General features: G+C 72.2%; 26 protein-coding genes. 20 read left to right on the plus strand and 6 right to left on the minus strand.

Going from position 1 to position 23,812, the window contains the following annotated elements; all coding sequences use genetic code 11:
* Nucleotides 1–4 precede the first annotated feature (4 nt).
* Both ACEN9V_RS12750 and ACEN9V_RS12755 read left to right on the plus strand, forming a co-directional pair.
* Nucleotides 5–2,497 carry an ATP-binding protein gene (locus tag ACEN9V_RS12750; protein WP_413600628.1) on the plus strand — a complete coding sequence of 831 codons (2,493 nt, stop codon included), beginning with the start codon at nt 5–7 and terminating at the stop codon, nt 2,495–2,497.
* Nucleotides 2,494–3,180 carry a response regulator gene (locus ACEN9V_RS12755; RefSeq protein ID WP_281266112.1) on the plus strand — a complete coding sequence of 229 codons (687 nt, stop codon included), beginning with the start codon at nt 2,494–2,496 and terminating at the stop codon, nt 3,178–3,180. Before ACEN9V_RS12750 ends, ACEN9V_RS12755 begins: the two co-directional genes overlap by 4 nt.
* Here the strand turns inward: ACEN9V_RS12755 and ACEN9V_RS12760 are convergent.
* The gene (locus ACEN9V_RS12760) at nt 3,177–4,019 is read right to left on the minus strand and encodes a helix-turn-helix transcriptional regulator (protein WP_413600629.1); all 843 of its coding nucleotides are present in this window, start codon (nt 4,017–4,019) and stop codon (nt 3,177–3,179) included. The genes ACEN9V_RS12755 and ACEN9V_RS12760 overlap by 4 nt on opposite strands.
* A 110-nt stretch (nt 4,020–4,129) precedes the next feature.
* Between ACEN9V_RS12760 and hxlB the strand changes: the two genes are divergently transcribed.
* The 6 genes from hxlB to ACEN9V_RS12790 all read left to right on the plus strand — a co-directional run bounded on the left by hxlB (nt 4,130) and on the right by ACEN9V_RS12790 (nt 8,328).
* Nucleotides 4,130–4,693: a 6-phospho-3-hexuloisomerase gene (hxlB, locus tag ACEN9V_RS12765; protein WP_413600630.1), complete on the plus strand. Its 564-nt coding sequence runs from the start codon at nt 4,130–4,132 to the stop codon at nt 4,691–4,693.
* A gap of 14 nt (nt 4,694–4,707) precedes the next feature.
* Nucleotides 4,708–5,334 (plus strand): 3-hexulose-6-phosphate synthase, encoded by a 627-nt coding sequence (gene hxlA, locus ACEN9V_RS12770; protein ID WP_413600631.1) that lies wholly within the window; start codon nt 4,708–4,710, stop codon nt 5,332–5,334.
* 21 nt (nt 5,335–5,355) lie between these two features.
* Entirely contained in the window at nt 5,356–5,748 is a 393-nt protein-coding gene (locus tag ACEN9V_RS12775; protein ID WP_413600632.1) for a GNAT family N-acetyltransferase, read from the plus strand.
* A gap of 221 nt (nt 5,749–5,969) precedes the next feature.
* On the plus strand, nt 5,970–7,046 hold the full coding sequence (locus tag ACEN9V_RS12780) for a GNAT family N-acetyltransferase (RefSeq protein WP_413600633.1): 1,077 nt from the start codon (nt 5,970–5,972) through the stop codon (nt 7,044–7,046).
* Nucleotides 7,043–7,786, plus strand: a complete 744-nt coding sequence (locus ACEN9V_RS12785; RefSeq protein ID WP_413600634.1) for an alpha/beta hydrolase — start codon at nt 7,043–7,045, stop codon at nt 7,784–7,786. The genes ACEN9V_RS12780 and ACEN9V_RS12785 overlap by 4 nt, the downstream gene beginning before the upstream one ends.
* A complete protein-coding gene (locus tag ACEN9V_RS12790) occupies nt 7,786–8,328 on the plus strand; it encodes an AAA family ATPase (RefSeq protein ID WP_413600635.1) in 543 nt (180 codons plus the stop codon). Before ACEN9V_RS12785 ends, ACEN9V_RS12790 begins: the two co-directional genes overlap by 1 nt.
* On the opposite strand, the gene ACEN9V_RS12795 is transcribed toward ACEN9V_RS12790, so the two are convergent.
* Nucleotides 8,312–8,740 carry an NUDIX domain-containing protein gene (locus tag ACEN9V_RS12795; protein ID WP_413600636.1) on the minus strand — a complete coding sequence of 143 codons (429 nt, stop codon included), beginning with the start codon at nt 8,738–8,740 and terminating at the stop codon, nt 8,312–8,314. The two genes, ACEN9V_RS12790 and ACEN9V_RS12795, sit on opposite strands and share 17 nt — an antisense overlap.
* A gap of 100 nt (nt 8,741–8,840) precedes the next feature.
* Here ACEN9V_RS12795 and ACEN9V_RS12800 point away from each other — a divergent pair, with 100 nt between their 5' ends.
* The gene (locus tag ACEN9V_RS12800) at nt 8,841–9,608 is read left to right on the plus strand and encodes an HAD family hydrolase (RefSeq protein WP_413600637.1); all 768 of its coding nucleotides are present in this window, start codon (nt 8,841–8,843) and stop codon (nt 9,606–9,608) included.
* A gap of 67 nt (nt 9,609–9,675) precedes the next feature.
* Nucleotides 9,676–12,186 carry a glycoside hydrolase family 65 protein gene (locus tag ACEN9V_RS12805; protein ID WP_413600638.1) on the plus strand — a complete coding sequence of 837 codons (2,511 nt, stop codon included), beginning with the start codon at nt 9,676–9,678 and terminating at the stop codon, nt 12,184–12,186.
* Between the two features lie 24 nt (nt 12,187–12,210).
* Here the strand turns inward: ACEN9V_RS12805 and ACEN9V_RS12810 are convergent, their stop codons facing one another.
* On the minus strand, nt 12,211–12,726 hold the full coding sequence (locus ACEN9V_RS12810; RefSeq protein ID WP_413600639.1) for a DUF1697 domain-containing protein: 516 nt from the start codon (nt 12,724–12,726) through the stop codon (nt 12,211–12,213).
* Between the two features lie 26 nt (nt 12,727–12,752).
* Entirely contained in the window at nt 12,753–13,016 is a 264-nt protein-coding gene (locus ACEN9V_RS12815; protein ID WP_281266100.1) for a hypothetical protein, read from the minus strand.
* 143 nt (nt 13,017–13,159) lie between these two features.
* On the opposite strand from ACEN9V_RS12815, the gene ACEN9V_RS12820 reads away from it, so the two are divergent.
* From ACEN9V_RS12820 to ACEN9V_RS12830, 3 genes are read left to right on the plus strand one after another with little or no spacing between them, the layout of a single operon-like run.
* The gene (locus tag ACEN9V_RS12820; RefSeq protein ID WP_413600640.1) at nt 13,160–13,732 is read left to right on the plus strand and encodes a helix-turn-helix domain-containing protein; all 573 of its coding nucleotides are present in this window, start codon (nt 13,160–13,162) and stop codon (nt 13,730–13,732) included.
* Nucleotides 13,717–15,006 carry an MFS transporter gene (locus tag ACEN9V_RS12825; protein WP_413600641.1) on the plus strand — a complete coding sequence of 430 codons (1,290 nt, stop codon included), beginning with the start codon at nt 13,717–13,719 and terminating at the stop codon, nt 15,004–15,006. The genes ACEN9V_RS12820 and ACEN9V_RS12825 overlap by 16 nt, the downstream gene beginning before the upstream one ends.
* Nucleotides 14,999–15,451 (plus strand): hypothetical protein, encoded by a 453-nt coding sequence (locus ACEN9V_RS12830; RefSeq protein WP_413600642.1) that lies wholly within the window; start codon nt 14,999–15,001, stop codon nt 15,449–15,451. The genes ACEN9V_RS12825 and ACEN9V_RS12830 overlap by 8 nt, the downstream gene beginning before the upstream one ends.
* Before the next feature lie 106 nt (nt 15,452–15,557).
* On the opposite strand, the gene ACEN9V_RS12835 is transcribed toward ACEN9V_RS12830, so the two are convergent.
* Nucleotides 15,558–17,033, minus strand: a complete 1,476-nt coding sequence (locus ACEN9V_RS12835) for an NCS2 family permease (RefSeq protein ID WP_413600643.1) — start codon at nt 17,031–17,033, stop codon at nt 15,558–15,560.
* A gap of 63 nt (nt 17,034–17,096) precedes the next feature.
* Between ACEN9V_RS12835 and folE the strand changes: the two genes are divergently transcribed.
* From folE to ACEN9V_RS12860, 5 genes are all read left to right on the plus strand, one after another.
* On the plus strand, nt 17,097–17,729 hold the full coding sequence (gene folE, locus ACEN9V_RS12840) for a GTP cyclohydrolase I (protein WP_413603059.1): 633 nt from the start codon (nt 17,097–17,099) through the stop codon (nt 17,727–17,729).
* Nucleotides 17,726–18,661 (plus strand): dihydropteroate synthase, encoded by a 936-nt coding sequence (gene folP / locus ACEN9V_RS12845; RefSeq protein WP_413600644.1) that lies wholly within the window; start codon nt 17,726–17,728, stop codon nt 18,659–18,661. Before folE ends, folP begins: the two co-directional genes overlap by 4 nt.
* Complete coding sequence (locus tag ACEN9V_RS12850) at nt 18,658–19,431, plus strand: pyrimidine reductase family protein (protein WP_413600645.1); 774 nt, start codon at nt 18,658–18,660, stop codon at nt 19,429–19,431. Before folP ends, ACEN9V_RS12850 begins: the two co-directional genes overlap by 4 nt.
* A gap of 297 nt (nt 19,432–19,728) precedes the next feature.
* Nucleotides 19,729–20,382: an HAD-IA family hydrolase gene (locus tag ACEN9V_RS12855; protein WP_413600646.1), complete on the plus strand. Its 654-nt coding sequence runs from the start codon at nt 19,729–19,731 to the stop codon at nt 20,380–20,382.
* A 122-nt stretch (nt 20,383–20,504) separates the two neighbouring features.
* A complete protein-coding gene (locus ACEN9V_RS12860) occupies nt 20,505–21,065 on the plus strand; it encodes a type 1 glutamine amidotransferase domain-containing protein (RefSeq protein ID WP_413600647.1) in 561 nt (186 codons plus the stop codon).
* Nucleotides 21,066–21,083: 18 nt separating this feature from the next.
* Here ACEN9V_RS12860 and ACEN9V_RS12865 read toward each other — a convergent pair whose 3' ends face one another.
* Entirely contained in the window at nt 21,084–21,644 is a 561-nt protein-coding gene (locus tag ACEN9V_RS12865; RefSeq protein ID WP_413600648.1) for a molybdenum cofactor biosysynthesis protein, read from the minus strand.
* A 103-nt stretch (nt 21,645–21,747) separates the two neighbouring features.
* Here ACEN9V_RS12865 and ACEN9V_RS12870 point away from each other — a divergent pair, with 103 nt between their 5' ends.
* On the plus strand, nt 21,748–23,298 hold the full coding sequence (locus ACEN9V_RS12870; protein ID WP_413600649.1) for a DNA-3-methyladenine glycosylase 2 family protein: 1,551 nt from the start codon (nt 21,748–21,750) through the stop codon (nt 23,296–23,298).
* The gene (locus ACEN9V_RS12875; RefSeq protein WP_413600650.1) at nt 23,295–23,807 is read left to right on the plus strand and encodes a methylated-DNA--[protein]-cysteine S-methyltransferase; all 513 of its coding nucleotides are present in this window, start codon (nt 23,295–23,297) and stop codon (nt 23,805–23,807) included. The genes ACEN9V_RS12870 and ACEN9V_RS12875 overlap by 4 nt, the downstream gene beginning before the upstream one ends.
* Nucleotides 23,808–23,812 lie beyond the last annotated feature (5 nt).

Raw genomic sequence — 23,812 nt, forward strand, 5'->3', positions numbered from 1 at the left:
GCGCGTGAAGCGAGGCAAGCTGCGGGTGCTGCTCGGGGCTGCACCCGGCGTCGGGAAGACCTTCACGATGCTCGAGGAGGGACGCCGGCTCCGTGACGAGGGTCGGGACGTCGTCGTCGCCGTCGTGGAGACCCACGGCCGCGCCGCCACGGCCGCCCTCGTCGAGGGGCTCGAGGTCGTCCCCCGCCGGGTCGAACGGTACCGCGGCGTGGAGCTGGACGAGATGGACCTCGACGCCGTGATCGCCCGTCACCCCGACGTCGCGCTGGTCGACGAGCTCGCGCACACGAACGCACCGGGCGGCCGGCACGACAAGCGGTGGCAGGACGTCGAAGCCCTGCTGGCGGCGGGCATCGACGTGGTCTCGACGGTGAACGTCCAGCACATGCAGTCCCTCGGCGACGTCGTGCACGAGATCACCGGGACCGTCCAGCGCGAGACCGTCCCTGACGCGGTCGTCCGCGCAGCCGACCAGATCGAGGTCGTCGACCTGTCGCCGCAGGCGCTGCGCGAGCGGCTCTCCGAGGGCCTCGTGTACCCGGCCGCCAGGATCGACGCCGCACTGTCGAACTACTTCCGCCTCGGCAACCTCACCGCGCTCCGCGAGATCGCCCTGCTGTGGCTCGCGGACGAGGTCGACGACGCCCTGAAGCGCTACCGGGCCGAGCACGGCATCGAGCACCGGTGGGAGGCGCGCGAGCGCGTCCTCGTCGCGCTGACCGGAGGGCCGGAGGGCGAGACGCTCCTCCGTCGCGGGGCCCGGATCGCCGCCAGGTCCTCCGGCGGCGAGCTCGCGGCCGTGCACGTCACCACGAACGACGGGCTGCGCGAACGGCACCCCGGTGCGCTCGGTGCGCAGCGCGCACTGCTCGAGCAGCTCGGTGGGACGTACCACCAGGTGGTGGGCGACGACGTGCCAACGACGCTCGTCCGCTTCGCGCGGTCGATCGACGCCACACAGATCGTCATCGGCGTCAGCCGGCGCACGCGGGCGGCCGCGGCGCTCACCGGCCCCGGCATCGGCAACACCGTCATCCGCGAGTCCGGCGACATCGACGTGCACGTGGTCACCCACGAACGCGCCGGCGGTGGCTTCGCGCTCCCGCGGCTCGGGGGCAGTCTGTCCCGTGGCCGTGTGCTCAGCGCGTTCGGCCTCGCTCTCGTCGTCGGACCGCTGCTGACCTGGCTGCTGTCGTTCGGCAAGACCCCCGATGCGATCACCGTGGACGTCCTCGCGTACCAGCTGCTCGTGCTCGTCGTGGCGCTCGTCGGCGGGATGTGGCCCGCCGTGTTCGCCGCGGTGTTGTCCGGGCTGAGCCTCGACTACTTCTTCGTCCAGCCGCTGTACCGCGTCACCGTGCAGCAGCCCTGGCACCTCGTCGCCCTCGTGATGTACGTGATCAGCGCCGTGCTCTTCAGCTTCGTCGTCGACCGTTCGGCCCGACGCTCGCGGACGGCCCGCCGTGCCGGGGCCGAGTCCGGGCTGCTCATCGGCATCGCCGGCAGCGTGCTCCGCGGTGACGACGCGCTCCAGGCCCTCGTCGAGCGGACGCGCGAGGCGTTCGGCTACACCGGTCTGCGCGTCCGCCAGGGGGACGTGGTGCCGGCCACTTCGGGGACGTTCGGCGACGCACCGGACGCCACCACGAGCCTCCCGTCCGGTGCGGTCCTGGAGTTCGCCGGTGCACCGGACGACCCGACCCAGCGCCGGTTGCTGCGGGTGGTGGAGCAGCAGATCGACGCGGCGTTGGAGCACCGCGAACTGACCAGGACCGCGGTCGACGCGGAACGCATCGCCGCGGCGGACCGGGTCAGGAGCGCGATCCTCGCGGCCGTCGGCCACGACGTCCGCCGGCCGATCGCGGCCGCCAGCGCGAGCGTGCAGACGCTCCGTGCCAGCGACATCCGGCTCTCCGACGCCGACCGGGAGGCACTGCTCGCCACCGCCGACGAGAGCCTCCGCCAGCTCGCGGTGCTGTTGGGCGACCTGCTCGACGTCTCGCGTGTGCAGGCGGGGGTGCTCGCGGTCACCCCCGTCGCCCTCCCGTTGGAGACCGTGGTCGCGCCGGCACTCGACGAGCTGGAGCTCGGGCCGGACGACGTCGACCTCGACCTGCCCGGCGACCTGCCACCGGTGCTCGCCGACCCGGTGCTGCTGCAGCGCGTCGTCGTGAACCTGCTCGCGAACGCGGTGCGGCACAGCCCGGCGGGGACGACGGTGCGGGTGGCGGCCAGTGCGTTCGGCGGGTCGGTGGAGCTCCGCGTCGCCGACCACGGCCCCGGGATCCCCGAGGCGCAGCGCGACGACGTGTTCCAGCCGTTCCAGCGGCTCGGGGACACCGACAACGACACGGGGCTCGGCCTGGGGCTCGCACTGGCGCGGGGGTTCACCGAGGGGATGGGTGGGACGATCGAGGCCGACGACACCCCCGGCGGCGGCCTGACGATGGTGGTGCGGCTCCCGATCGCCGGGCACGTCGGGGTGGAGGCACGATGAAGGTCCTCGTCGCGGACGACGACCCGCAGCTCGTCCGTGCCCTCGGCGTGACGCTGACGGCGCGTGGGTACGACGTCGTCACCGCCCGGGACGGCCGCGCCGCGATCGACGCGGTGATCACCGAGCGGCCGGACCTCGTGATGCTCGACCTGGGCATGCCGCGACTCGACGGGATCGGTGTGCTCGAGGGCATCCGCTCGTGGTCGCAGGTGCCGGTGCTGGTGCTGTCCGGGCGGACCGACTCGGCCGACAAGGTCGACGCGCTCGACGCCGGCGCGGACGACTACGTGACGAAGCCGTTCCAGATGGACGAGCTGCTCGCCAGGCTGCGGGCGCTCGGGCGTCGGCAGGCGGCGGCCGCGGCGGCGACGGACACGAGTCCGACGGTGCGGATCGGGAGCCTCGTCGTGGACCTCGTCGCGAAGCAGGTCCTGCCGGCGGAGGGCCCGGCGATCCGCCTGACCCCGACCGAGTGGCGGTTGCTCGAGGTCCTGATCGCCAACCCGGACCGGTTGATGACGCGGGAGATGCTGCTCACCGAGGTGTGGGGGCCGTCGCACGGCAACGACTCCGGGTACCTCCGGCTCTACGTCGCGCAGCTGCGGCGGAAGCTCGAGCCAGACCCGTCGTCCCCGCGCTACATCGTCACGGAGTCGGGCATGGGGTACCGCTTCACCCCCTAGGGCCTGGCTGCTGCGAGCTCCGCCCTGGTCCTCGCGCCGTGCTTCCTGAGCAGGTTCGCCACGTGGTACTTCACCGTGTTCACGCTGATGCCGAGGCCCTCGGCGATCTCCTGGTTGCCGACCCCCGTCGCGACGAGCCGCAGCACGTCCCGCTCGCGCGGGGTCAGGTCGGTGTCGTCGGCGACCTCGACCGTGCCGGGCGCCGGATCGAGCGGCAGCGAGATGTCCAGGACGGACCCCCACGCCGGCGTCGACTCGACCGCGAGTCGTCCGTCGAGCGCCACGACCCGTTCGGCGATCGGCCGCATGGTGTCGTCGTGCGCGTCCAGGGTGCCCGCGCCGTCGTCACGGAGCTGCATGAGGAGGTTCCGGCCGTCGCAGTCCCACTGGATCCGGACGCGGTGGGCCTCACCGGCGTCGACGAGTGCGAGCACGGCGGTGCGGACGATGGCGCGGGCCGCGTGGGCGACGTCGCCGGGCAGGGCGCGGCCGGTCGCCGGCGGTTCGACGAACTGCACGTCGAGGTCGCCGAACCGGACGAGGGGACGCAGGTCGGCGCGCAGCCGTGAGAACGCGCCCGTGACGGGCTCGAGCAGTGTGCTCCGCTGCCGGTCGGTCAGCGTCCGGAGCTCGACGAGCGCAGCCGAGGCGATCTCGACGGCCTCTGACCGGGCAGCGGCATCGCCCACCCGCGGGGACCGGAGCACCGCGAGCACGGACTCCAGCGTGAGCGCGTGCCGGTCCGCCTGTTCTGCGACCGTCCTGGCGTGCTCCGCTGCCGCGCGCCGACTGGCGGGGCCGAGCCGAGCCTCCGTGCCGTCCTGATCCGTCGCTCCCACGTGGCCGACCGTACCGGTCCCACCCGAGAGGACGGGGCCACCCGATCGGGTGGGACTCCCGCCGTGTCGGGGAGCGGTGGGATCGGCCTCAGCATGAAAGGCTCGTCGGCATGCAGGAACCCACCGTCCCCGAGTCCTTCGGGCTCGTCCTCCGTGAGCTCGACGACCTCGCGTCGCGGATCGACCCCGAGGCGACCGCGCAGTTCGTCACGCTCGTCGAGGACGCCAGGCGGGTGTTCGTGCACGGCGCCGGTCGGTCCGGGCTCGCACTCCGGATGACCGCGATGCGCCTGATGCACCTCGGGCTCGACGTCCACGTCGTCGGCGAGGTGACCACCCCGGCGATCGGCCCCGGCGACCTGCTCGTCGTCGCGAGCGGCTCCGGCACGACGACCGGGATCGTACAGGCGGCACGCACCGCGGCATCCGTCGGCGCATCGGTCGTGGCGGTCTCCACGACGTCGGACTCCCCGCTGTCGTCCGTCGCGACGACGACCGTCGTGCTCCCCGCCGCGACGAAGACCGACCGCTCCGGCACCGCGTCCGCGCAGTACGCCGGCGGGCTGTTCGAACAGGCCGTCGCCCTCCTCGGTGACGCGCTCTTCCACACGCTCTGGGCCCGCGGCGGGCAGTCCGCCGACGACCTCTGGCCCCGACACGCCAACCTCGAATGAAAGGCACCTCCACCATGCAGCTCCAGTTCGCCATGGACACCCTGACCACCGAAGCCGCCCTCGAGCTCGCCGGAGCGGCCGCACCGCACGTCGACATCCTCGAGCTCGGCACCCCGCTCATCAAGAGCGCCGGGCTCTCCGCGATCACCGCGATCAAGCAGGCGCACCCGGACAAGACCGTGTTCGCCGACCTCAAGACGATGGACGCGGGCGAGCTCGAAGCCGGGATCGCGTTCGAAGCCGGTGCCGACCTGGTGACCGTGCTCGGCGTCGCCGGTGACAGCACGATCGCCGGCGCCGTCACGGCGGCGAAGCAGCACGGCAAGGGCGTCGTCGTCGACCTCATCGGTGTCGCCGACAAGGCAGCACGTGCCCGCGAGGTCATCGCGCTCGGCGCGGAGTTCGTCGAGATGCACGCCGGCCTCGACGAGCAGGCCGAGGAGGGCTTCACGTTCTCCACGCTCCTCGACGACGGCAAGGCCTCCGGCGTCCCGTTCTCGGTCGCCGGTGGCGTCACGGCCGCGTCCGTCGGGGACGTCCAGGCATCCGGTGCGACGGTCGCCGTCGCCGGCAGCGCGATCTACAGCGCGTCCGACGTCGGTGCAGCCGCCGCCGAGATCCGCGCCGCCATCACCGCGTAGAGCTCGCCTAGGCTCGGAGCCGTGCACGAACCGCTTCCCGTCAGTCCCGCTGACGTCGCGGACGTGCGCGGCTTCCTCGCCGAGTGCGACCTGACGGTCGTCGGCTCCACCGGGTTCGAGTGCAGCACGGACGGGCGGCACGCGCTCCTCCGCAGCGTCGCCGTCGGCCCGGCGTTCCGCGGCTCCGGTACCGGTACCCGGCTCGCGCGGTTCGCGCTCGACGCGGCCGCCGCTGCCGGCGCAGATCGGGCGTGGCTGTTCAGTCGCCGGTCGGGCCCCTTCTGGCAGGGCCTCGGGTTCGCGCCCGCCGACCGCTCGGAGCTCGCCGTCCTGCTGGCGGGGACGACCCAGGTGTCGTTGTTCCGCGCGACCGGCCAGCTCGCGCGAGAGGTCGCCTGGTCGCGCGCGCTCTGACCGCTCCGCGGGACAGCCGTTCATCGCGGCCCGGACCGGTGCAGCTCGTCGCGGTGACCGGGTTTTCGTTCTCGGCGATGACGAATCCGGTTCCCGAACCTCGGGGATCGGGAACCGGATTCGTCACGGGCGGATACGGGAACCTCCCCCGGCTGTCACGGAGCGTGGTCCCGGGCCGGGACGAACGTGAGCGCCGCCGCGCGGAGCGGTAGCGTCGGGGCGTGACGATCGAGCTCCGCGCGGTGACCGCCGACGACTGGCGGGACTGGCGACCCGTCCGACTGGCGGCGCTCGCCGATGCGCCGGACGCGTTCGGGTCGCGCCTCGCCGACTGGGTGGACGCGCCAGAGGACCGGTGGCGGACACGCCTGTCGATCCCCGGAGCGCTCGACCTGCTCGCCGTCGAGGGCGACCGCGCCGTCGGCATGGCCAGCGGCGCTCCGACCGACGACGACCGCGCCGAGCTCATCTCGATGTGGGTCGACCCCGCGGTCCGCGGCCGGGGTGTCGCCGGACTGCTCATCAAGGCGATCGCGCGGTGGGCCGCTGCGGCGGGCACGACCGAGCTCGAGATGTCGGTGATGCCCGACAACGACACCGCCCGCCGCACCTACGAGCGCAACGGTTTCACGGTCGCCGATGTCCTCGGCGACCGGCTCCCCGATGGCCGGCACGAGGTCGTCATGCGCCGGGACCTCACCGCCGACCGCACGCTCGACACGTACGAGCGGGCGGCCGGACTGTACGCCGAGCGGACCGACGGGCACCGCGCCGGCCTCGTCGACGACCTGCTGACGCTCGTGACGCCTGGTGCACGCGTCCTCGAACTCGGCTCCGGCCCCGGGCGGGACGCACTCGCCCTCGAAGCCGCCGGCCTCCGCGTCGACCGGACCGACGGCGCCCGCTCGTTCGTCGAGCGGCTCCGCGCCGACGGGCACGCCGCCCGGGTGCTCGACGTCCGCACCGGGGTGTTCGGCAGCGGGTACGACGCCGTGTTCGCGAACGCGGTGCTGCTCCACGTCCGGCGCGCGGAACTCCCCGGCGTGCTGCGTCGAGCGCTCGTGGCCGTCGTCCCCGGCGGGGTCCTCGCCGCCACCGTGAAGCGTGGCGACGGTGACGACTGGAGCACGCGCAAGCTCGACCGCCCCCGGCACTTCACCTACTGGACCGAGGACGAACTCGCGTCGGTGGTGACCGAGACCGGGTGGACCGACGTCGTCGTCCGCGAGACGACCGCGCCGGGGGCCGAGGAACGCTGGCTGACCGTCACCGCACGACGACCGGAGGACACCCGATGAACCGAGCACTGCGCTGGACCGCCTGGATCGTGGCGGTGCTGCTCGTCGTCGTGGTCGTCTTCCTGGTGTGGGCGAACATCGTCATGCAGGGCACCCGGTCCGCTGCGCTGCAGGTCTGGCGGGACGACCGCGTCACCGTGCGGGACGCGGGCGACGCCGTCGTGATGACGCCGACCGGGTCCGCGAACGGCGTCGGGGTCGTGTTCATCCCGGGCGCGAAGGTCGACCCGTACGCGTACATGGCGACGTTCCGGCAGGTGGTCGCCAGCGGCACCACGGTCGTGATCACGAAGCCGACGCTGCACCTGGCGTTCTTCGACACCCGACCGCTCGCCACGTTCGAGTCGCACGCACCCGAGGTGAGGACCTGGGCGGTCGGCGGCCACTCGCTCGGCGGGGTCCGGGCGTGCCAGCTCGCCGACGACCCCGGGGTCAGTGGCCTCCTGCTGCTCGGGAGCTACTGCGCGAACGACCTGTCGGACACCGGCCTCGACGTGCTGAGCGTCTCCGGGTCACGTGACGGCCTGTCGACGCCGGCGAAGATCGACGCCGCGCGGCACCTGCTGCCCGCGGACGCGACGATGACCGAGATCCAGGGCTCGAACCACGCCGACTTCGGGGCGTACGGTGCGCAGCCGGGGGACCGCACCGCGACCATCTCCCGCGCCGATGCCCGCGACCAGATCAGCACGGCGATCGAGCGCTGGACCGAGGGGCTCCGCTCGGCCGGACTCAGCTGATGCCGCGGCCGGTCCTCGTCCACCTGAACGGCATCCCGGCGAGCGGGAAGTCCACCACCGCACGCGCCTGGGCCGAACGGCACGCTCCGTCGATGCCCGTCGCGTTCGACATCGACGTGCTGCGCGCGATGATCGGCGGGTGGGACGCGCAGCTCCGCCCGGCCGGGAACGCCGCCCGTGCGATGGCCATGGCCGCGATGCGCGCGCACCTCGGCTCCGGCCGTGACGTGATCGTGCCGCAGTACGCCAGGTCCGACGCGTTCATCGACGAGCTCGCGGCGCTCGCCGCCGCCGAAGGCGCGGGGTTCGTCGAGTGCGCACTCCGCCTCGACGCCGCCGAGGCGGACCGCCGCTTCACGGCGCGTGCCGCATCGGGTCCGGTGATCCACGGGGATCTGGGCGGCGACATGATGGCGGACGTCCTGGTCGAACTGGAGGCCTTCCTCGCCACCCGCATGCACCTCACGTGGGTCGGTGGTCCTGACCAGGGCCTCGATGCGGTGCTCGACCAGCTCGACGTCGCGGTCAGCGCGGCTCGCTGAGCGCGAGCTCCACGGCCCGGCGGGCGCGGTCCGGGCGGAGTCCGATGCGGTCGAGGTCGTCGACCGGCACCCACGCGGGGTCGTACCGGTTCTCGTCGGTCGCGCGCCTGGCCTCCGGTGCGGTGTCGGGCATCCGCGGCGTCCCGCCCTCGACGCTGACCCGGAAGTACAGCGCCGGGGCATCGCGATCGAGCCCGACGGGCAACAACGCCTCGGCGATGCCCACGAGTCCGGTCTCCTCGCGGAGCTCCCGCACGCACGCCTGTTGCGGGGTCTCGCCCGCCTCGAGGCCGCCCCCGGGAAGCACGGCGTACGACCGGTCGTCGCGGTGTCGGAGGACGACGAGCACCTCGCGGTCCCGCACGGCGACGGCGACGGCGCGGACACGGATCCCCGCTGGTGTTCCCGGCATGCCCCGACCGTACCTGGTGGGTCGGTCGAACGAGGGGACTGGAGCGGTCCTAGACTCGGGCGCAGCACTCGTACGACACCACCCCCCTGGAAGGTTGTCCATGACGTCGTCGGACCGGCGGACCCCTGCGCGCCTCGCTGACACGCGAGCCCTCCTCTTCGATCTCGACGGGGTGCTGACGCCGACGGCCGACGTGCACATGCGCGCCTGGAGCCGGCTCTTCACGCCCTACCTCGCCGCGCACGGCGTCGACCCGTACACGGAGCAGGACTACTTCGCGTACATCGATGGCAAGCCCCGGTACGACGGAGTCCGATCCCTGCTCGACTCCCGCGGCATCGAGCTGCCGCAGGGAACCCCCGACGACACCCCCGACCAGGACACCGTGTGCGGGCTCGGCAACCGGAAGAACGCCGAGTTCACCGCGGAGCTGCACGAGCACGGTGTCGAGCCCTACCCGGGCTCGCTGCGGTTCCTCGTCGCGGCCATCGACGCCGGGCTCTCGGTCGCGGTGGTGTCGAGCTCGGCGAACGCGGTGGAGGTCCTCCGGACGGCCGGCATCCTCGAACGGTTCCCGGTCATCGTCGACGGGCTCGTCGCCCGCGAGGACGGACTCCCCGGCAAACCCGCTCCGGACACCTACCTCGACGCGGCGAGCCGGTTCGGACTGAGGGCGGCCGAGTGCGTCGTGGTGGAGGACGCCACGAGTGGTGTGGCGGCCGGACGGAACGGCGCCTTCGGGCTCGTCATCGGCGTCGACCGTGGAGCGGGCGCCGACGAGCTGCTCGCGAACGGCGCCGACGTCGTCGTGACGGACCTCGCCGACCTCATCGCCGAACTGCCCCAGCCGGCCACGCAGACGACGTAGGCGGCCTGCACGGCGCGATCCGTGCCTCCAGGACGTCCCCGACCACCTCCCTTCCCACGGAGCACCCATGAACCCCATCACCTTGGATCCCCTCGATCGTGTGCGCTACCCCGTCGACGAGTGGGCGCTCGTCGAGACGGAGTACGCCCCCGACGAGCAGGGTGTCGCGGAGACGAACTTCGCTGTCGGCAACGGCTACCTCGGCCTCCGCGGCAACCTCGACGAGGGCCGCGGCGGCGTGCAGTACGGCACGTACATCAACGGGTTCCACGAGACGTGGCCGATCCGGCACGCCGAGGACGCCTTCGGCTTCGCCAAGACCGGGCAGACGATCATCAACGCGCCCGACGCCAAGGTGATCCGGCTCTACGTCGACGACGAGCCGCTGGTTCTGGCCGAAGCGGACATCCTGCGGCACACCCGCAGGCTGGACTTCCGCGGCGGGTACCTGCTGCGCGAGACGGAGTGGTCGACGCCGTCGGGCAAGCGCGTGCTCATCCGCTCGCGTCGGCTCGTCTCGTTCACGGACCGACACCTCGCCGTCATCGACTACGAGGTCACGATGCTCGACGCGGACGCCTCGGTGCTGCTGTCGAGCCAGATCCTGAACCGGCAGGACGTCGTCGACGAGTACCACGCGGGGATGCGTGCGGCGGCGACCGCGTTCGACCCGCGCAAGGCCGAGGCGTTCACCGAGCGGGTCCTCGAGCCGAAGATCAAGCGCAACTCCGGCACCCGGTCGTTGCTCGGGTACCAGGCCGCCAGCTCGGGCATGACGATCTGCGTCGGTGTCGAGCACCGGCTCGAGACGGACAACACCTGGGACGAGTCGTCGTCGATCGAGGACGACCTCGCCAAGCACATCTACCGGGTCCAGGCGAAGGCCGGGCAGCCGATCCGCCTGACCAAGAACGTGGTCTACCACACGTCCCGCGGGGTACCGGCGCGCGAACTCGCCGATCGGTGCGACCGCACGCTGGACCGTGCACACGCCGAGACCGTCGAGGAGACGTTCGCCAAGCAGCGCACGTGGATGGACGACTACTGGGAGCGCAGCGACGTCGAGATCGCGGGGCAGCCGGAGATCCAGCAGGCCGTCCGCTGGAACCTCTTCATGCTCGCGCAGGCCACCGCACGCACCGACGGGCACGGCATCGCGGCGAAGGGCGTCACCGGGTCCGGCTACGGCGGACACTACTTCTGGGACATGGAGATCTACGTCCTGCCGTTCCTGTCGTACACGGCGCCGATCGTCGCCAGGAACGCCCTGCGCTTCCGCTACAACATGCTCGACTCCGCGCGCTCCCGTGCGCGCGAGCTCAACCAGCACGGCGCGCTCTTCCCGTGGCGGACGATCAACGGCGAGGAGTCGAGCGCGTACTACGCCGCCGGCACCGCGCAGTACCACATCGACGCCGACATCGCGCATGCCCTCATGCAGTACGTGCGGGCGTCCGGTGACCGGGAGTTCCTGAAGCGCGGCGCGATCGACATCCTCGTCGAGACCGCTCGTCTGTGGGAGGACCTGGGATTCTGGCGTTCGAACGGTGACCAGAAGTTCCACATCGACGGGGTCACCGGCCCGGACGAGTACACGACCGTCGTCGACGACAACATGTACACGAACGTGATGGCCAGGGCGAACCTGTGGTTCGCGGTCAACGCGTGCCGTGAGCTCGCGGTCGACGACCCCGAGGAGTACGCCCGGATGGTCAGGCGGACCGGGCTCGACGAGTCCGAGATCGTGGACTGGGAGCGCGCCGCCGAGTCGATGGAGATCCCGTTCGACCCGCACCGGGGGATCCACCCGCAGGACGCCCAGTTCCTCGACAAGGAGCTCTGGGACCTCGAGAACACGCCGGAGTCCAAGCGTCCGCTCCTGCTGCACTACCACCCGCTGGTCATCTACCGCTTCCAGGTGCTCAAGCAGGCCGACGTCGTCCTCGCGCTGTTCCTGCAGGGCCACGAGTTCACCCCGGCCGAGAAGCGGCGCGACTTCGACTACTACGACGCCCTGACGACGGGCGACTCCACCCTGTCGGCCGTCGTGCAGTCGATCATGGCGGCCGAGGTCGGCTACCACGAGCTCGCGGAGCAGTACTTCAACACGGCGCTCTACGTCGACCTGGCCGACCTGCACGGCAACACCACGGACGGCGTGCACATCGCGTCGACGGGTGGCATCTGGGGCGGGCTCGTGAACGGGTTCGGCGGGATGCGGGACCACGGCGGGAAGATGACGTTCAACCCGCGGCTGCCGAAGTCGTGGGAGCGCCTGACCTACCGGATCACCGTCCGGGGCTCCCGGATCCGCGTCGACCTCGAACAGGAGCGCATGACGTTCACGGTCGAGACCGGCGACGGCTTCACCGCATGGGTGCACAACCAGCCGTTCGACGTCACGGCGGAGGCACCGACGGTCGTGCCGCTCCCGCACCAGGGTCCGCGCATGGACGGGCACGCGCCGACCACCAGTGACATCCAGGGCACCCTGCGCGCTGACGGCTCCGTCATCACGGCGTCGATCCCGACGATCTCGCTCGAGCGGGAGTACGAGGTGGACGAGACGACCGCCTGACCCGGACGGCTGCCGGCCCCGCGATCAGAGCAGCTTCCGGAGCGTGTTCACGTTCCGGGTCGTCGTCGTCCGCTTGAACCGGGCTGCCGCTGCTCGCTTCGCGAAGGGCGTGTCCGTGCTCGACCCCTTCGGGCAGGACCAGTAGACGACGCCGTCCCCGCGGGCGGCCCGTTCGAGCGCGGGGTCCAGCTCGAGGTCCGCGAGCAGGCCGTCGAGTGCGGCGTCGTCCGACCCGAACACGACGTAGTCGTGCCGGTCCGCGCCGCTCTCGAACGGGAACCCGTCGACCACGGCGGCCAGCCCGTCGTGCGGGACGAGCACGATCCAGGCGTCGTAGCCGAACCGGTCACGGAGTGCCTGCTCGACCTCCCGCTTGAGCTCGGCGGCACCGGCGTCCGCGTCGAACACGACGTTGCCCGAGGCGAGGACGGTGCGGACGTTCCGGTACCCGCGCGACTCGAACAGGGACCGCAGCTCGGCGGACCGGATCGTGATCCCGTTGACGTTCACGCCGCGCAGCAGCGCGATCCACCTGCTCATGTCGCGACCGTACCCGGAGCCCGGGGTCAGTTCCAGGTCCGCGCGACGGTCCAGGCGGAGCCGTCGGGCACGATGTCGACGACGAGCGTCTCGCCGTCCTCGGCCGTGACCTGGAAGCGCCACCCGACCGTGCGTTCGGGGGCGTGCGTGATCGCGGTCGGCAGCGCGGCCGGTGTGACGGTGAGCCGCGTCGGGTGGTCGGTCACCCGCCAGCGTCGCCCCTGCCAGACGAGACGGACCGGCGCACCGTCCGCCCACCAGACCGTCGTGGCCGCATCGATGACGATCATCGGGTCCTCCCTCGTTCGAACGTGTGTTCGAATGCTAGGTCGCGTCTCGATGGTGTGCAACAGCACGGCGTGGCGCGGATGAAGTCACGCCAAGTCCACAAGGACTCTTGCACAACAGTCCTTGCGGATCTACGCTGGGCCGCATGGACGACGGACGCATCGACGACCCGGCACACATGCGGGCACTGGCGCACCCCACCCGGCTGCGCATCCTCGGGCTGCTGCGGGCGAACGGTCCGCAGACGGCCGCGATGCTGGGCGACCTCATCGACGAGGCTCCCGGCACGATCAGCTACCACTGCACGCGCCTGGCCGGTGCCGGGTTCATCGAGCCCGCCGAGGGGCATGGGACCGATCGCCGCGAGCGCTGGTGGCGAGCGTCCCACACCTCGTCGTCCTGGTACCTCGCCGACGCGATGGACGACCCGGACCAGTTGATGGCGGCCAGCGCGCTGGACCGTGCCGTCGCCCGGGTCTACGCCGCGAACTACGAGGCCTTCGTCGACCGGGCACCGGGTATGGAGCGCGAGTGGGTGGCCGCGGCGATGAGTGCCGACCGTGTCCTCCGGCTCACCGCGCCGGAGCTCGAGCGGTTCGGCGCCGAGCTCCGCGACGTCGTCGAGCGCTGGCTGCCCGTCAGCGCAGACCACACCGCGGACGACGGCTCCGAACAGGTCTTCGTGCTGCAGCAGGCGTACCGATGGCCGCGCACCTGAGCCCGCGCGGACGGCTCCGGGCACTCCTCGCCGTCCAGGTCGTCTCGCGCGTGGGCAACGTCGTCACCACGGTGGCCGTGCCGTTCGCCGTGCTGGCGCGAGGTGGGTCGGCGACGGACGTCGGGATCACCGCGTTCATGGCGACCGTCCCGATCGTGCTCGGGGGGCCGTTCGGCGGCGCGCTGGTCGAGCGCGTGGGGTTCGTCCGGTCGAGTGCCTGGTCGGACGTCATCAGCGGCGCGACACTCCTCGCCATGCCGGTGCTCGCCTGGACCGTCGGACTGCCGTTCTGGGCCCTGCTGGCGCTGGTGTTCGTCAGCGGGCTCTTCGACATGCCGGGGGAGTCGGCCCGGCGGGTACTCCTCCCGGGGCTCGCGACGGCGGCGGGCGTGCCGCTCGAACGGGCCGTCGGGCACTTCGAGGCCTCTGCGCGTCTGTCCGTGCTGGTCGGCGCTCCGGTCGGTGGGATCTTGGTCGCGGCACTCGGCCCGATGCCGGCGCTCGCCTGCACGGCCCTCGTGTTCGGCGCCGCCGCACTGCTGACGGCGCTCGTGGTGCGGGAGGCCCCGACACCGGTCGCCGACGTCGCGGCCGTGGCACCGGAGTCGGCCGGCTACTGGCGTGACATCGCCGAAGGCTTCCGGTTCTGCGTGCGGGACCCGTTCTTCCGGCTGATCATCGCGCTGGTGCTCGTCACGAACCTGCTCGACGCGGCACGGTCCACGACCCTGCTGCCGCTCTACGCGGACGAACGACTCGGCGGTGCGCAGTCGCTCGGCTTCGTCACGGGGACGTTCGGTGGGGCGGCGTTCCTCGGCTCGCTGGTGTTCGGGTACGTCGCGCACCGGGTCCCGCGGCGCATCACGTTCGTGGTGTGCTTCGTGCTCGCGGGCGGCCCGTCGTTGCTCGCCCCAGCGCTCGGTCTGGGGCTGCCGTGGGTCCTCGGGGCTGCCGCCCTGTCCGGCCTCGCGGCCGGGGCGCTCAACCCGATCCTCGGCGCCGTCGAGCTCGAGCGGATCCCGGTGCACATTCGCGCCAGGGTCTTCGGGTTGCTCGGCGCGGGGTCCTGGGCGGGGATCCCGCTCGGTGGTCTGCTCGCCGGGGTCGCCGCGGACGGCATCGGCGTCTCCACGACGTTCGGCGTCGTCGCGTGCATCTACACCGTGGTCACGCTCGCGCCCCTGCTCGGTGGCTCATGGCGCCTCATGGAGCGCCCCGCGCCGAGTCTCGGCGACCGTGCGGGCGAGCCCGTGTACACGGGAAGGCATGAATGAGGACGAACAGGGCCCGGACGACCAGCACCAGGTACCCGACGGGGTGTCGGAAGCGACGGTCGAGGCACTCGGGACCCTCTCGGCAGCGCTCGAGACGATCGAGCACGCACGCGGGCTGCTCTACGGGTTCCACCGGCTGACGGGCAGTGCGGACCTCGACCTCGGCGAGGCCGTCGAACAGCTCAGGAAGGCCGGGCACACGGACCTGGCGGACCGTATCGACACGGAGCTCGTCGGTCGGAACGTCATCGCAGGACGGTGGACGTTCCAGGTCGTCGAGGACTACGACGACGGGTACTACGCCCTCGCCAAGGAGCTCGAACGCACCGCGCGGGACGAACTCGTCGGCGGCCGCCGCCACCTGTTCGAGGCGGGCATGAAGGAGGACCGGCGCACCTCCGGCCGCCGCCACCACGAGGCGACCCCGGCCGACCTGCCGGGCTGACTCACGGCCTCCCGGTCGGTCCGCTCACCCGCCGCGACCGCGAAAGCGACAGTTCCCCGCCGGATCCTGGCAGGGAACTGTCGCTTTCGCATGACGGACCGGCGGGTCAGCCGACGCCGAGCACCGACTCCAGGGGACCGCGCGCGAAGTACAGCAGGAACCCGGCGGCGACGACGTAGAGCAGCCACGAGACCTCGCGGCCACGGCCGGACAGCGCCTTGATGAGCACCCAGCTGATGAAGCCCGCGCCGATGCCGTTCGCGATGGAGTACGTCAGCGGCATCACGACGATCGTCAGGAACGCCGGCAGCGCCGAGCCGAAGTCGGCCCAGTCGATGTCCTTCACCTGGGCGACCATGAGCGCACCCACGACCACGAGCCCGGCGGCGGCGACCTCGAGCGGGACGACCTGGGTCAGCGGCGTGAGGAACATCGACGCCAGGAACAGCAGCCCCGTGACGACCGAGGCGAACCCGGTGCGCGCTCCTTCGCCGATGCCGGCGGCGGAGTCGATGAACACCGTGTTCGACGACACCGACGCGCCACCGCCCGCGATGGCTCCTGCGCCCTCGACGACGAGCGCCGAACGCAGGCGGGGGAAGGTGCCGTCGGGCTTCGCGACACCGGCGGCCTTCGCCAGACCGGTCATCGTGCCCATGGCGTCGAAGAAGTTCGTGAAGACCAGGGTGAAGACGAGCATCGACGCGGCCAACGGCCCGATGCGGCTGAACGCGCCGAAGTCGAAGTGGCCGACGAGCGACAGGTCGGGGAAGGCGAAGAGCGCGCTCGGCAGGCCGGGGGCGTTGAGGTTCCAGCCGGTCTTCGAGTCGACCGAGGTGGGCACGTTGAAGATCGCCTGCAGGATGATCGCGATGATCGTCGTCGCGATGATGCCGATGAGCAGCGCGCCCTTGACCTTCCTGGCCATGAGCGTGCCGATGATGACCAGGCCGATGAGGAACACGATCGTCGGCAGCGCACCGACGGAGCCGTCCTCGCCGAGCTGCAGCGGGGGCGACGCCAGGCCGGACGAGCGGACGAAGCCGGAGTCCACGAGGCCGATGAACGCGATGAACAGGCCGATGCCGACGGTGATCGCTGCCTTGAGCTGCGCCGGTACCGCGGTGAAGATCATCGTCCGGATCCCGGTCAACGCCAGGATCACGATGATGATGCCGTTGATCACCACGAGGCCCATCGCCTCGGCCCACGTCACCTGGTGCACGACGCTCACCGCGAGGAACGAGTTGATCCCGAGCCCCGCCGCGATGCCGAACGGCAGGTTCGCGATCACGCCCATCGCGATCGTCATCAGCCCCGCGACGAGCCCGGTGGCCGCGGCGACCTGGGCGTTCTCGAGCCACCCGCCCGTGACGTCCTTCGCGGCCTGGTCGGCGCTGAACCCACCGAGGATGAGCGGGTTGAGGATGACGATGTACGCCATCGTCACGAAGGACACGAGGCCACCGCGGACCTCGCGGGGGATGGTCGAACCGCGCTGGGTGATGGAGAAGAAGCGGTCGAGGCCGGAAGCGACTCGGTTCCGGGACGGCGTTTCGGTTGTCTGCGGGGCGCTCACCAACGAAGTTTAAAGGACGCTGGCAACGTCGGTGGCCTGGTGTTGGATGGACGGGTGACGTCGCGCATGGACCGTGCCCGCGCAGAGGCCGCGGTGCGTGAGCTGCTGGCGGCCTTCGGCGAGGACCCCGACCGCCCCGAACTCGCCCGTACCCCGGAGCGGGTCACGGACGCGTTCGCCGAGTTCTTCCACGGCGCCGGCGTCGACGCGGTGGCGATCGCGCGGGACGGCACGGTGCACGCCGGAGACACCGAACGCGGGCAGCTGGTCGTCGTCCGTGACATCCGCTTCCGCTCGGTGTGCGAGCACCACCTGCTGCCGTTCACCGGTGTCGCGCACCTCGCGTACGCCCCCGGCGAGCGGCTCATCGGACTCGGGACGCTGTCGCGGGTCGTCGACGCGCTCGCCTCGCGTCCGCAACTGCAGGAGCGACTCGGCGAGCAGGTCGTCGCCGCCGTGCAACAGGGGCTGGCCGCGGGCGGGGTCCTCGTGGTCCTCGACGCGCAACACCAGTGCGTGACGACCAGGGGTGAGCGCCAGACGGCGTCCACGACGGTCACGGTCGCTGCGACCGGGGCGCTCGCCGACCCGGCGGGACGTGCCGAGGCGATCGCCCTGATCGGGACGCACGCCGCGGCGACGGCACCGGTCGCGACGCACGCCGCACCGGTCGGAACGCACGCGGAGGCGGACGGTTGACCGCCGACGGGCGCATCACGAGCCTCCAGGCCGCCGCCGGACCCGGCTGGGTGGTCCCCGCCCTGCGCCACCCGGTCCGCACCATCGGCCGACGCACCTTCGACTTCGACCGCCGCATCGCGGTGATGGCGATCGTCAACCGCACGCCGGACTCCTTCCACGACCGCGGCGCCACGTTCGAGCTCGACCGCGCCGTGGCCGCAGCGGTCCGCGCCGCCGAACAGGGCGCCGACTGGGTCGACATCGGCGGCGTGAAGTTCGCGCCGGGCCCCGAGCTCCCCGCCGCCGACGAGATCGACCGCGTGGTCCCCGTCGTCGCGCAGCTCGTCCAGCAGTCGGACGTCACGATCAGCGTCGACACCTTCCGTCCGGAGGTCGCGCAGGCCGCGATCGCCGCCGGCGCGAGCGTCGTCAACGACACGACGGGGCTGTCGGACCCGCGGATGGCGTCCGTCGTCGCCGACTCCGAGGCCACGATCGTCATCACGCACTCGCTCGCGGCACCACGGACCGCGCTGGCGTCCCCGCCCCGGTACGCCGACGTCGCCGGGGAGGTGGTCGCGTTCCTCCGGGAACGGGTCGACCGGGCGCTCGCCGCCGGCATCCCGGAGTCGCGGATCATCGTCGACCCAGGGCACGACCTCAACAAGAACACCGTCCACACGCTCGAGCTCACCCGTCGGCTGCCCGAGGTGGTCGCGCTCGGCTACCCGGTGCTCGCCGCGGTCTCGAACAAGGACTTCGTCGGCGAGTCCCTCGGCCGTCCCCGGGGCGAGCGGCTGTCCGGATCGCTCGCGGTCGCGACGGTGAGCGCGATGCTCGGCGCCCGGATCGTCCGGATGCACGACGTCCAGGAGTCCGTCGACGCGATGCGCATGGTGGAGGCGACGCTCGGCTGGCGCGAGCCGGTGGAAGCGCGGCACAACACGTGAGCGGGCTGCCGCCGGTGGTGCTCCCGCCGTCGATCGCGGACCTGTCGGACGAGCAGGTGGTCGCCCTGTACGGACTGGAGGCCCGGCCTGCGTCCGGTACGTCGTCCGTCGGGTGGCTTCGGGTCAACTTCGTGACCACCCTGGACGGGTCGGCATCGGCCGGCGGTGTGACGGCGGGCATCGGCGGCCCGGACGACCTGCGGGTGTTCGACCTGTTGCGCCGGGTCACCGACGTGGTGCTCGTCGCCGCGGGGACCGTCCGCGACGAGGGCTACGGCCCGATGCGGGTGCGGGACGCCGACGTCGCCTGGCGTCGTGCGCACGGGATGCCCGACCACCCGGTGTTCGCGATCGTGTCCGGGTCGCTGTCGCTGGATCCGTCGTCGCCGGTGTTCACGGATGCGCCGGTGCGTCCGATCGTGCTGACCTCGCCGTCGGCGCCCGCCGACCGCCGTGAGGCGCTGGCAGCCGTGGCGGACGTCGTGTCCTGCGGCGAGGACTCCGTGGACGTCGGGCTGGTGCGGGACACCCTGGTGTCGCGCGGCCTCGGACGGATCCACTGCGAGGGCGGACCGTCGTTCCTCGGCTCCCTGATCGCGGCTGACCTCGTCGACGAGCTCTGCCTGACGATCGACCCGTCCCTCGAGGGCGGCGCCGGACCCAGGATCGCCCGGGGATCCTCGCCCGACCTGCGGCGGATGCGGCTCGCGCACGTGCTCCGCGGCGCGGACGACGTGCTGCTGACGCGGTACGTCCGGCAGGTGGACTGAAGTGTTACACATCGGCTAGGCTGACCGCGGAGAGGGAGGCTGATGACGATGCGAGCTCGAGAGAACGGGAGTCGCTCCGCGGCGGTGCTCTGTCTCGCCGCCGGGACCGTGATGGCGCTCGGCCAGGTCGTGCCGGGTCTCCGGAGTGCTCCGGTCGTGGTTTGGGCGAGCGCACTCGTCCTTCTCGTCGCCGCACTCGTCGTCGCGATCCGTGCACGCCGCAGGACGCATCGCTGACCCATCTCGGGTGCTGCCTGCAGGGCTGCCGACCGGGCTGTGGCAGGTAGGGTCGGGCTCGTGATCGACATCGTGGCGTCCGGGGTCCTCTTCGACATGGACGGGACCCTGGTGGACTCGACCGCGATCGTCGAAGGGGCGTGGGGCCGATTCGGCGCGCAGCACGACATCGCGCCGTCGACCATCCTGGCGTTCTCGCACGGGCGGCAGACGATCGACACCGTCCGGCACTTCCTGCCGGACCTCGACCCCACCGAGCAGCGCCGGCTGGCCGACGAGCTCGTCGCGGACGAGGTCGAGAACACCCACGGCATCATCGAGATCCCCGGGGCGGCGGCGTTCGTCCGGCGGCTCGTCGAGGCTGGTGTGCCCGTCGCGCTCGTCACGAGTGCTCCGCGTGACCTCGCCCTGAACCGGATGCGGGCCGCCGGGGTGGACGTGCCCGAGGCGGTCGTCACCTCGGAGGACGTCGAGCACGGCAAGCCCCACCCGGACGGTTACGTCCGCGGGGCGGCGCTGCTCGGGCTGCGCGCCGAGGAGTGCGTCGCGTTCGAGGACGCCCCAGCCGGTCTCCGGGCGGCCGTGGATTCGGGAGCGACGACGGTGGTCGTCGGCGAGCTCGAGGACGACGTCACGATCGGCCTCGCCCGCGTGCACGGGTTCGACGGCATCGAGGTCTCGGCCGAGGACGGCACGTTCCGCCTGCGCGGCTGAGTCGCCCGCACGGCTGAGTCGCCTGCGCGGCTGAGTCGCCCGCGCGGCTGAGTCGGCTTCCAGCGTGACCGAGCACGGTGGATGGCGCGGTCGGAGACCCCGACCCGCGGAAGGAGCGACCCATGGCAGCCCTCGACGGAACCACCGTCCTCGTCATCACCACGAACTACGGCGTGGAGCAGGACGAGATCATCGTCCCCACCGAGGAACTCCGGAAGCGCGGCGCCTCGGTGACGGTCGCCGCGAAGACCACCGACACCGTGCAGACCCTCGTCGGCGACAAGGACCCGGGCAAGTCCCTGGACCCCGACACCACGTTCGACTCGGTCTCCGCGGGCGACTTCGACGCCCTCGTCGTCCCGGGCGGCACGATCAACGCGGACACCATCCGCGGCGAGACGACGGCGGTCGACCTGGTCAAGGCCTTCGTCGAGCAGGGCAAGCCCGTCGCGGCGATCTGCCACGGGCCGTGGACCCTCGTCGAAGCAGGGATCCTGCCGGGTCGCACGATCACCTCGTACCCGTCGCTGCAGACCGACGTGCGGAACGCCGGCGCCGAGTGGGTCGACCGCGAGGTCCAGGTCGACGAGACGAACGGCACCGTGATCACGTCCCGGAACCCGGACGACCTGCCCGCGTTCGTCGACGCGATCCAGGCGGCGCTGGTCCCCGCCTCCGCCTAGCGGTCTCCGGGGCGGGCGCTACGTGAGCGGGACGGGGACGGCCGTGCGGAGCACCGCCGCGCCGAGGGTCAGCACGCCGTCGGACTCCGGGTCGCACCGCACCCCGCCCCGCCCGCGCATCGCCCGGAACGCCCCTGGAGCGAGCTCGTGGTCCATCCAGGCGCACGGGTTCGCCGGGCGGTACCCGCGGAACAGCACGGGGCCGTCGCCGGTGTCGAGCGAGAACGGCTCCCCGCGTAACGCCTCGACGTCGACCCCGCGCAGGTACACGTTCCGCCGGGTCTTCGCGGGGTCGAGGGCGATGCCGAGCGAGCGGCCGACGTCCTCCAGTGCCTCGAGTCCGATCACGGTGACCGACGCGTGCACGTGCGCCCGTGACGCGAAGTACCGGTCGCCGACGATGCCGAGCCCCGCGCGAAGCGAGATCCGGTCGCGGAGTTCCTCTTCGTCCGCGGGCAGCGCGCCGTCGGCGGGACGTCCTTCGTAGCGGTGCCGTCCGGACACGAGGAGCATGGCGACCTCGACCTGCGCGACGTGACCCAGGGCACTGGACGCGCGCGCGTCGACACCGGAAGCCATGCGGACGACGCTAGCCGTGCCTCCAGCCGGACGGTGCCCGCCCGGCCGCTGCCGCGTCCGATTTCCGCCAGTCGATGACGGTGGGGCGTGTCAGGCTTGGCACATGACCGCCACAGGACCCGACCCGCTGCACGACGAGCGGTACCGCATCGCCGCGTCGCGCGACGCCCGGTTCGACGGGCAGTTCGTGACGGCCGTGCACTCCACGGGCATCTACTGCCGGCCGAGCTGCCCCGCCCGGACACCGCGCTCGACGGGCGTCACGTTCTACCGGACCAGTGCCGCCGCCCACCTCGCTGGCTTCCGGGCGTGCAAGCGGTGCCTGCCGGAGGCCACACCTGGGAGCCCGGAGTGGGACCTGCGCGAGGACGTCGCCGGCCGCGCGATGCGGCTGGTCCTCGACGGCGTCGTCGAGCGGGAGGGCGTCCCCGGTCTCGCTGCCCGCGTGGGGTACTCGGAGCGGCACCTCGGCCGGATCATGACCGAGGAGCTCGGTGCCGGACCGAAGGCCCTGAGCCGTGCCCACCGTGCGCAGACCGCGCGGACGCTGCTCACCTCGTCGGACCTGCCGATCGCTGACGTGGCGTTCGCGGCCGGGTTCGCGAGCGTCCGCCAGTTCAACGACACCGTGCGCGAGGTCTTCGCCGTCACACCGTCAGAGCTCCGTGCCCGACGCCGGGTCCGCCCGGTCGCCGACGGCGGCCTGCACGTGCACCTGCCGGCACGGGCGCCCTTCGACGGGCAGGGACTCCTCGACTGGCACGCCCTGCACGCGCTCCCCGGGTTGGAGCACGTGGTCCGGTCCGCCGACGGCACCGTCACCTCCTACGGCCGCCTGGTCGCCCTGCCTGGAGGCCCTGGCTGGTTCAGCGCGTCGGCCGCGGTCCCTGATGCGGCCGGCCGGGGCACCGGTGTCGACCTGGTCGTCCGGGTCACCGACCTCAGCGACCTGCCCACGCTGGTCGCGCGGGTGCGGGCACTGTTCGACCTCGATGCCGACCCGGTCGCGGTCGACTCGGTCCTCGCGTCGGTGCCGACGCTCGTGCCGGCGGTCGAACGGGTCCCGGGGATCCGGCTGCCCGGCGCGATCGACGCGCACGAGGTCGTCTTCCGCACCCTCATCGGCCAGCAGGTCTCGGTGGCGGCGGCCCGCACCGCGCAGGGCCGACTCGTGGCCGCGCTCGGGACGCCGGTGCCGACGGCGATCGCATCGGACGGCCTGCTCTTCCCCTCCGCAGCGGACATCGCGTCGCGTGGCGGCGCGGTCCTGCGGGGGCCGGGTGCCCGGATCCAGACGATCCTGCGGGTCGCGGAGGCGCTGGCGGACGGCTCGCTCGTCGTCGACGGCGGGCAGTCGCTCGACGACCTCCGGAACGGGCTCCTCGCGGTGCGTGGCATCGGGCCGTGGACGGCGGACTACGTCGCGCTGCGGGTCCGGCACCATCCGGACTTGTTCCTCCACACCGACCTCGCCGTGCGCAACGGTGCACAGGAACTCGGGTTGCCCGGTTCGGCGCGCGAGCTGTCCCTATGGTCGGACCAGGTCGCCCCCTGGCGGAGCTACCTCACGATGCACTGCTGGCGGCCGATCGTCGACCGCGCGGCCCTCGCCGCCCGTGCAGCTCACCAGAACCCTCGGAAGGACACTCCATGACCGACGCAGTGATCGCCACGCTCGACACCCCCGACGGCCCGTTCACGGTGCTCGAAGACGATGACGGCCGGGTGCTCGCATCCGGCTGGACGGACTCCGCGGAGCGCATCGTCGCCCGCGTCGTCGCCCGACACCGACCGGCACTCGTGCGCGCCGGCAGCGTCTCCTCGGCCGATGCCGTCGACGCGTTCTACGCCGGCGAGATCGAGCACGCCATGCAGGTCCCCGTCCGGCAGTTCGGCACCGAGCTCTTCGCAGAAGGCTGGCGGCAGCTCCGGCAGATCCCCGCTGGTTCGACCTTCACGTACACCGAGCTCGCCGCGGCGATGGGGCGTCCCGAGGCCGTCCGGGCGGCTGCGAGCGTGTGTGCACGGAACGCCCCGGCGCTGTTCGTGCCGTGCCATCGGGTGCTCCGCTCGGACGGCTCGCTCGGCGGGTTCGCGTGGGGCGTCGACGTCAAGCGGTCGTTGCTCGAGCGGGAGTCCGTGGGAACCACGGCGCTCGTCTGACCTGC

It is taken from the genome of Curtobacterium sp. Curtsp57 (assembly GCF_047324335.1).
Classification (GTDB): Bacteria; Actinomycetota; Actinomycetes; order Actinomycetales; family Microbacteriaceae; genus Curtobacterium.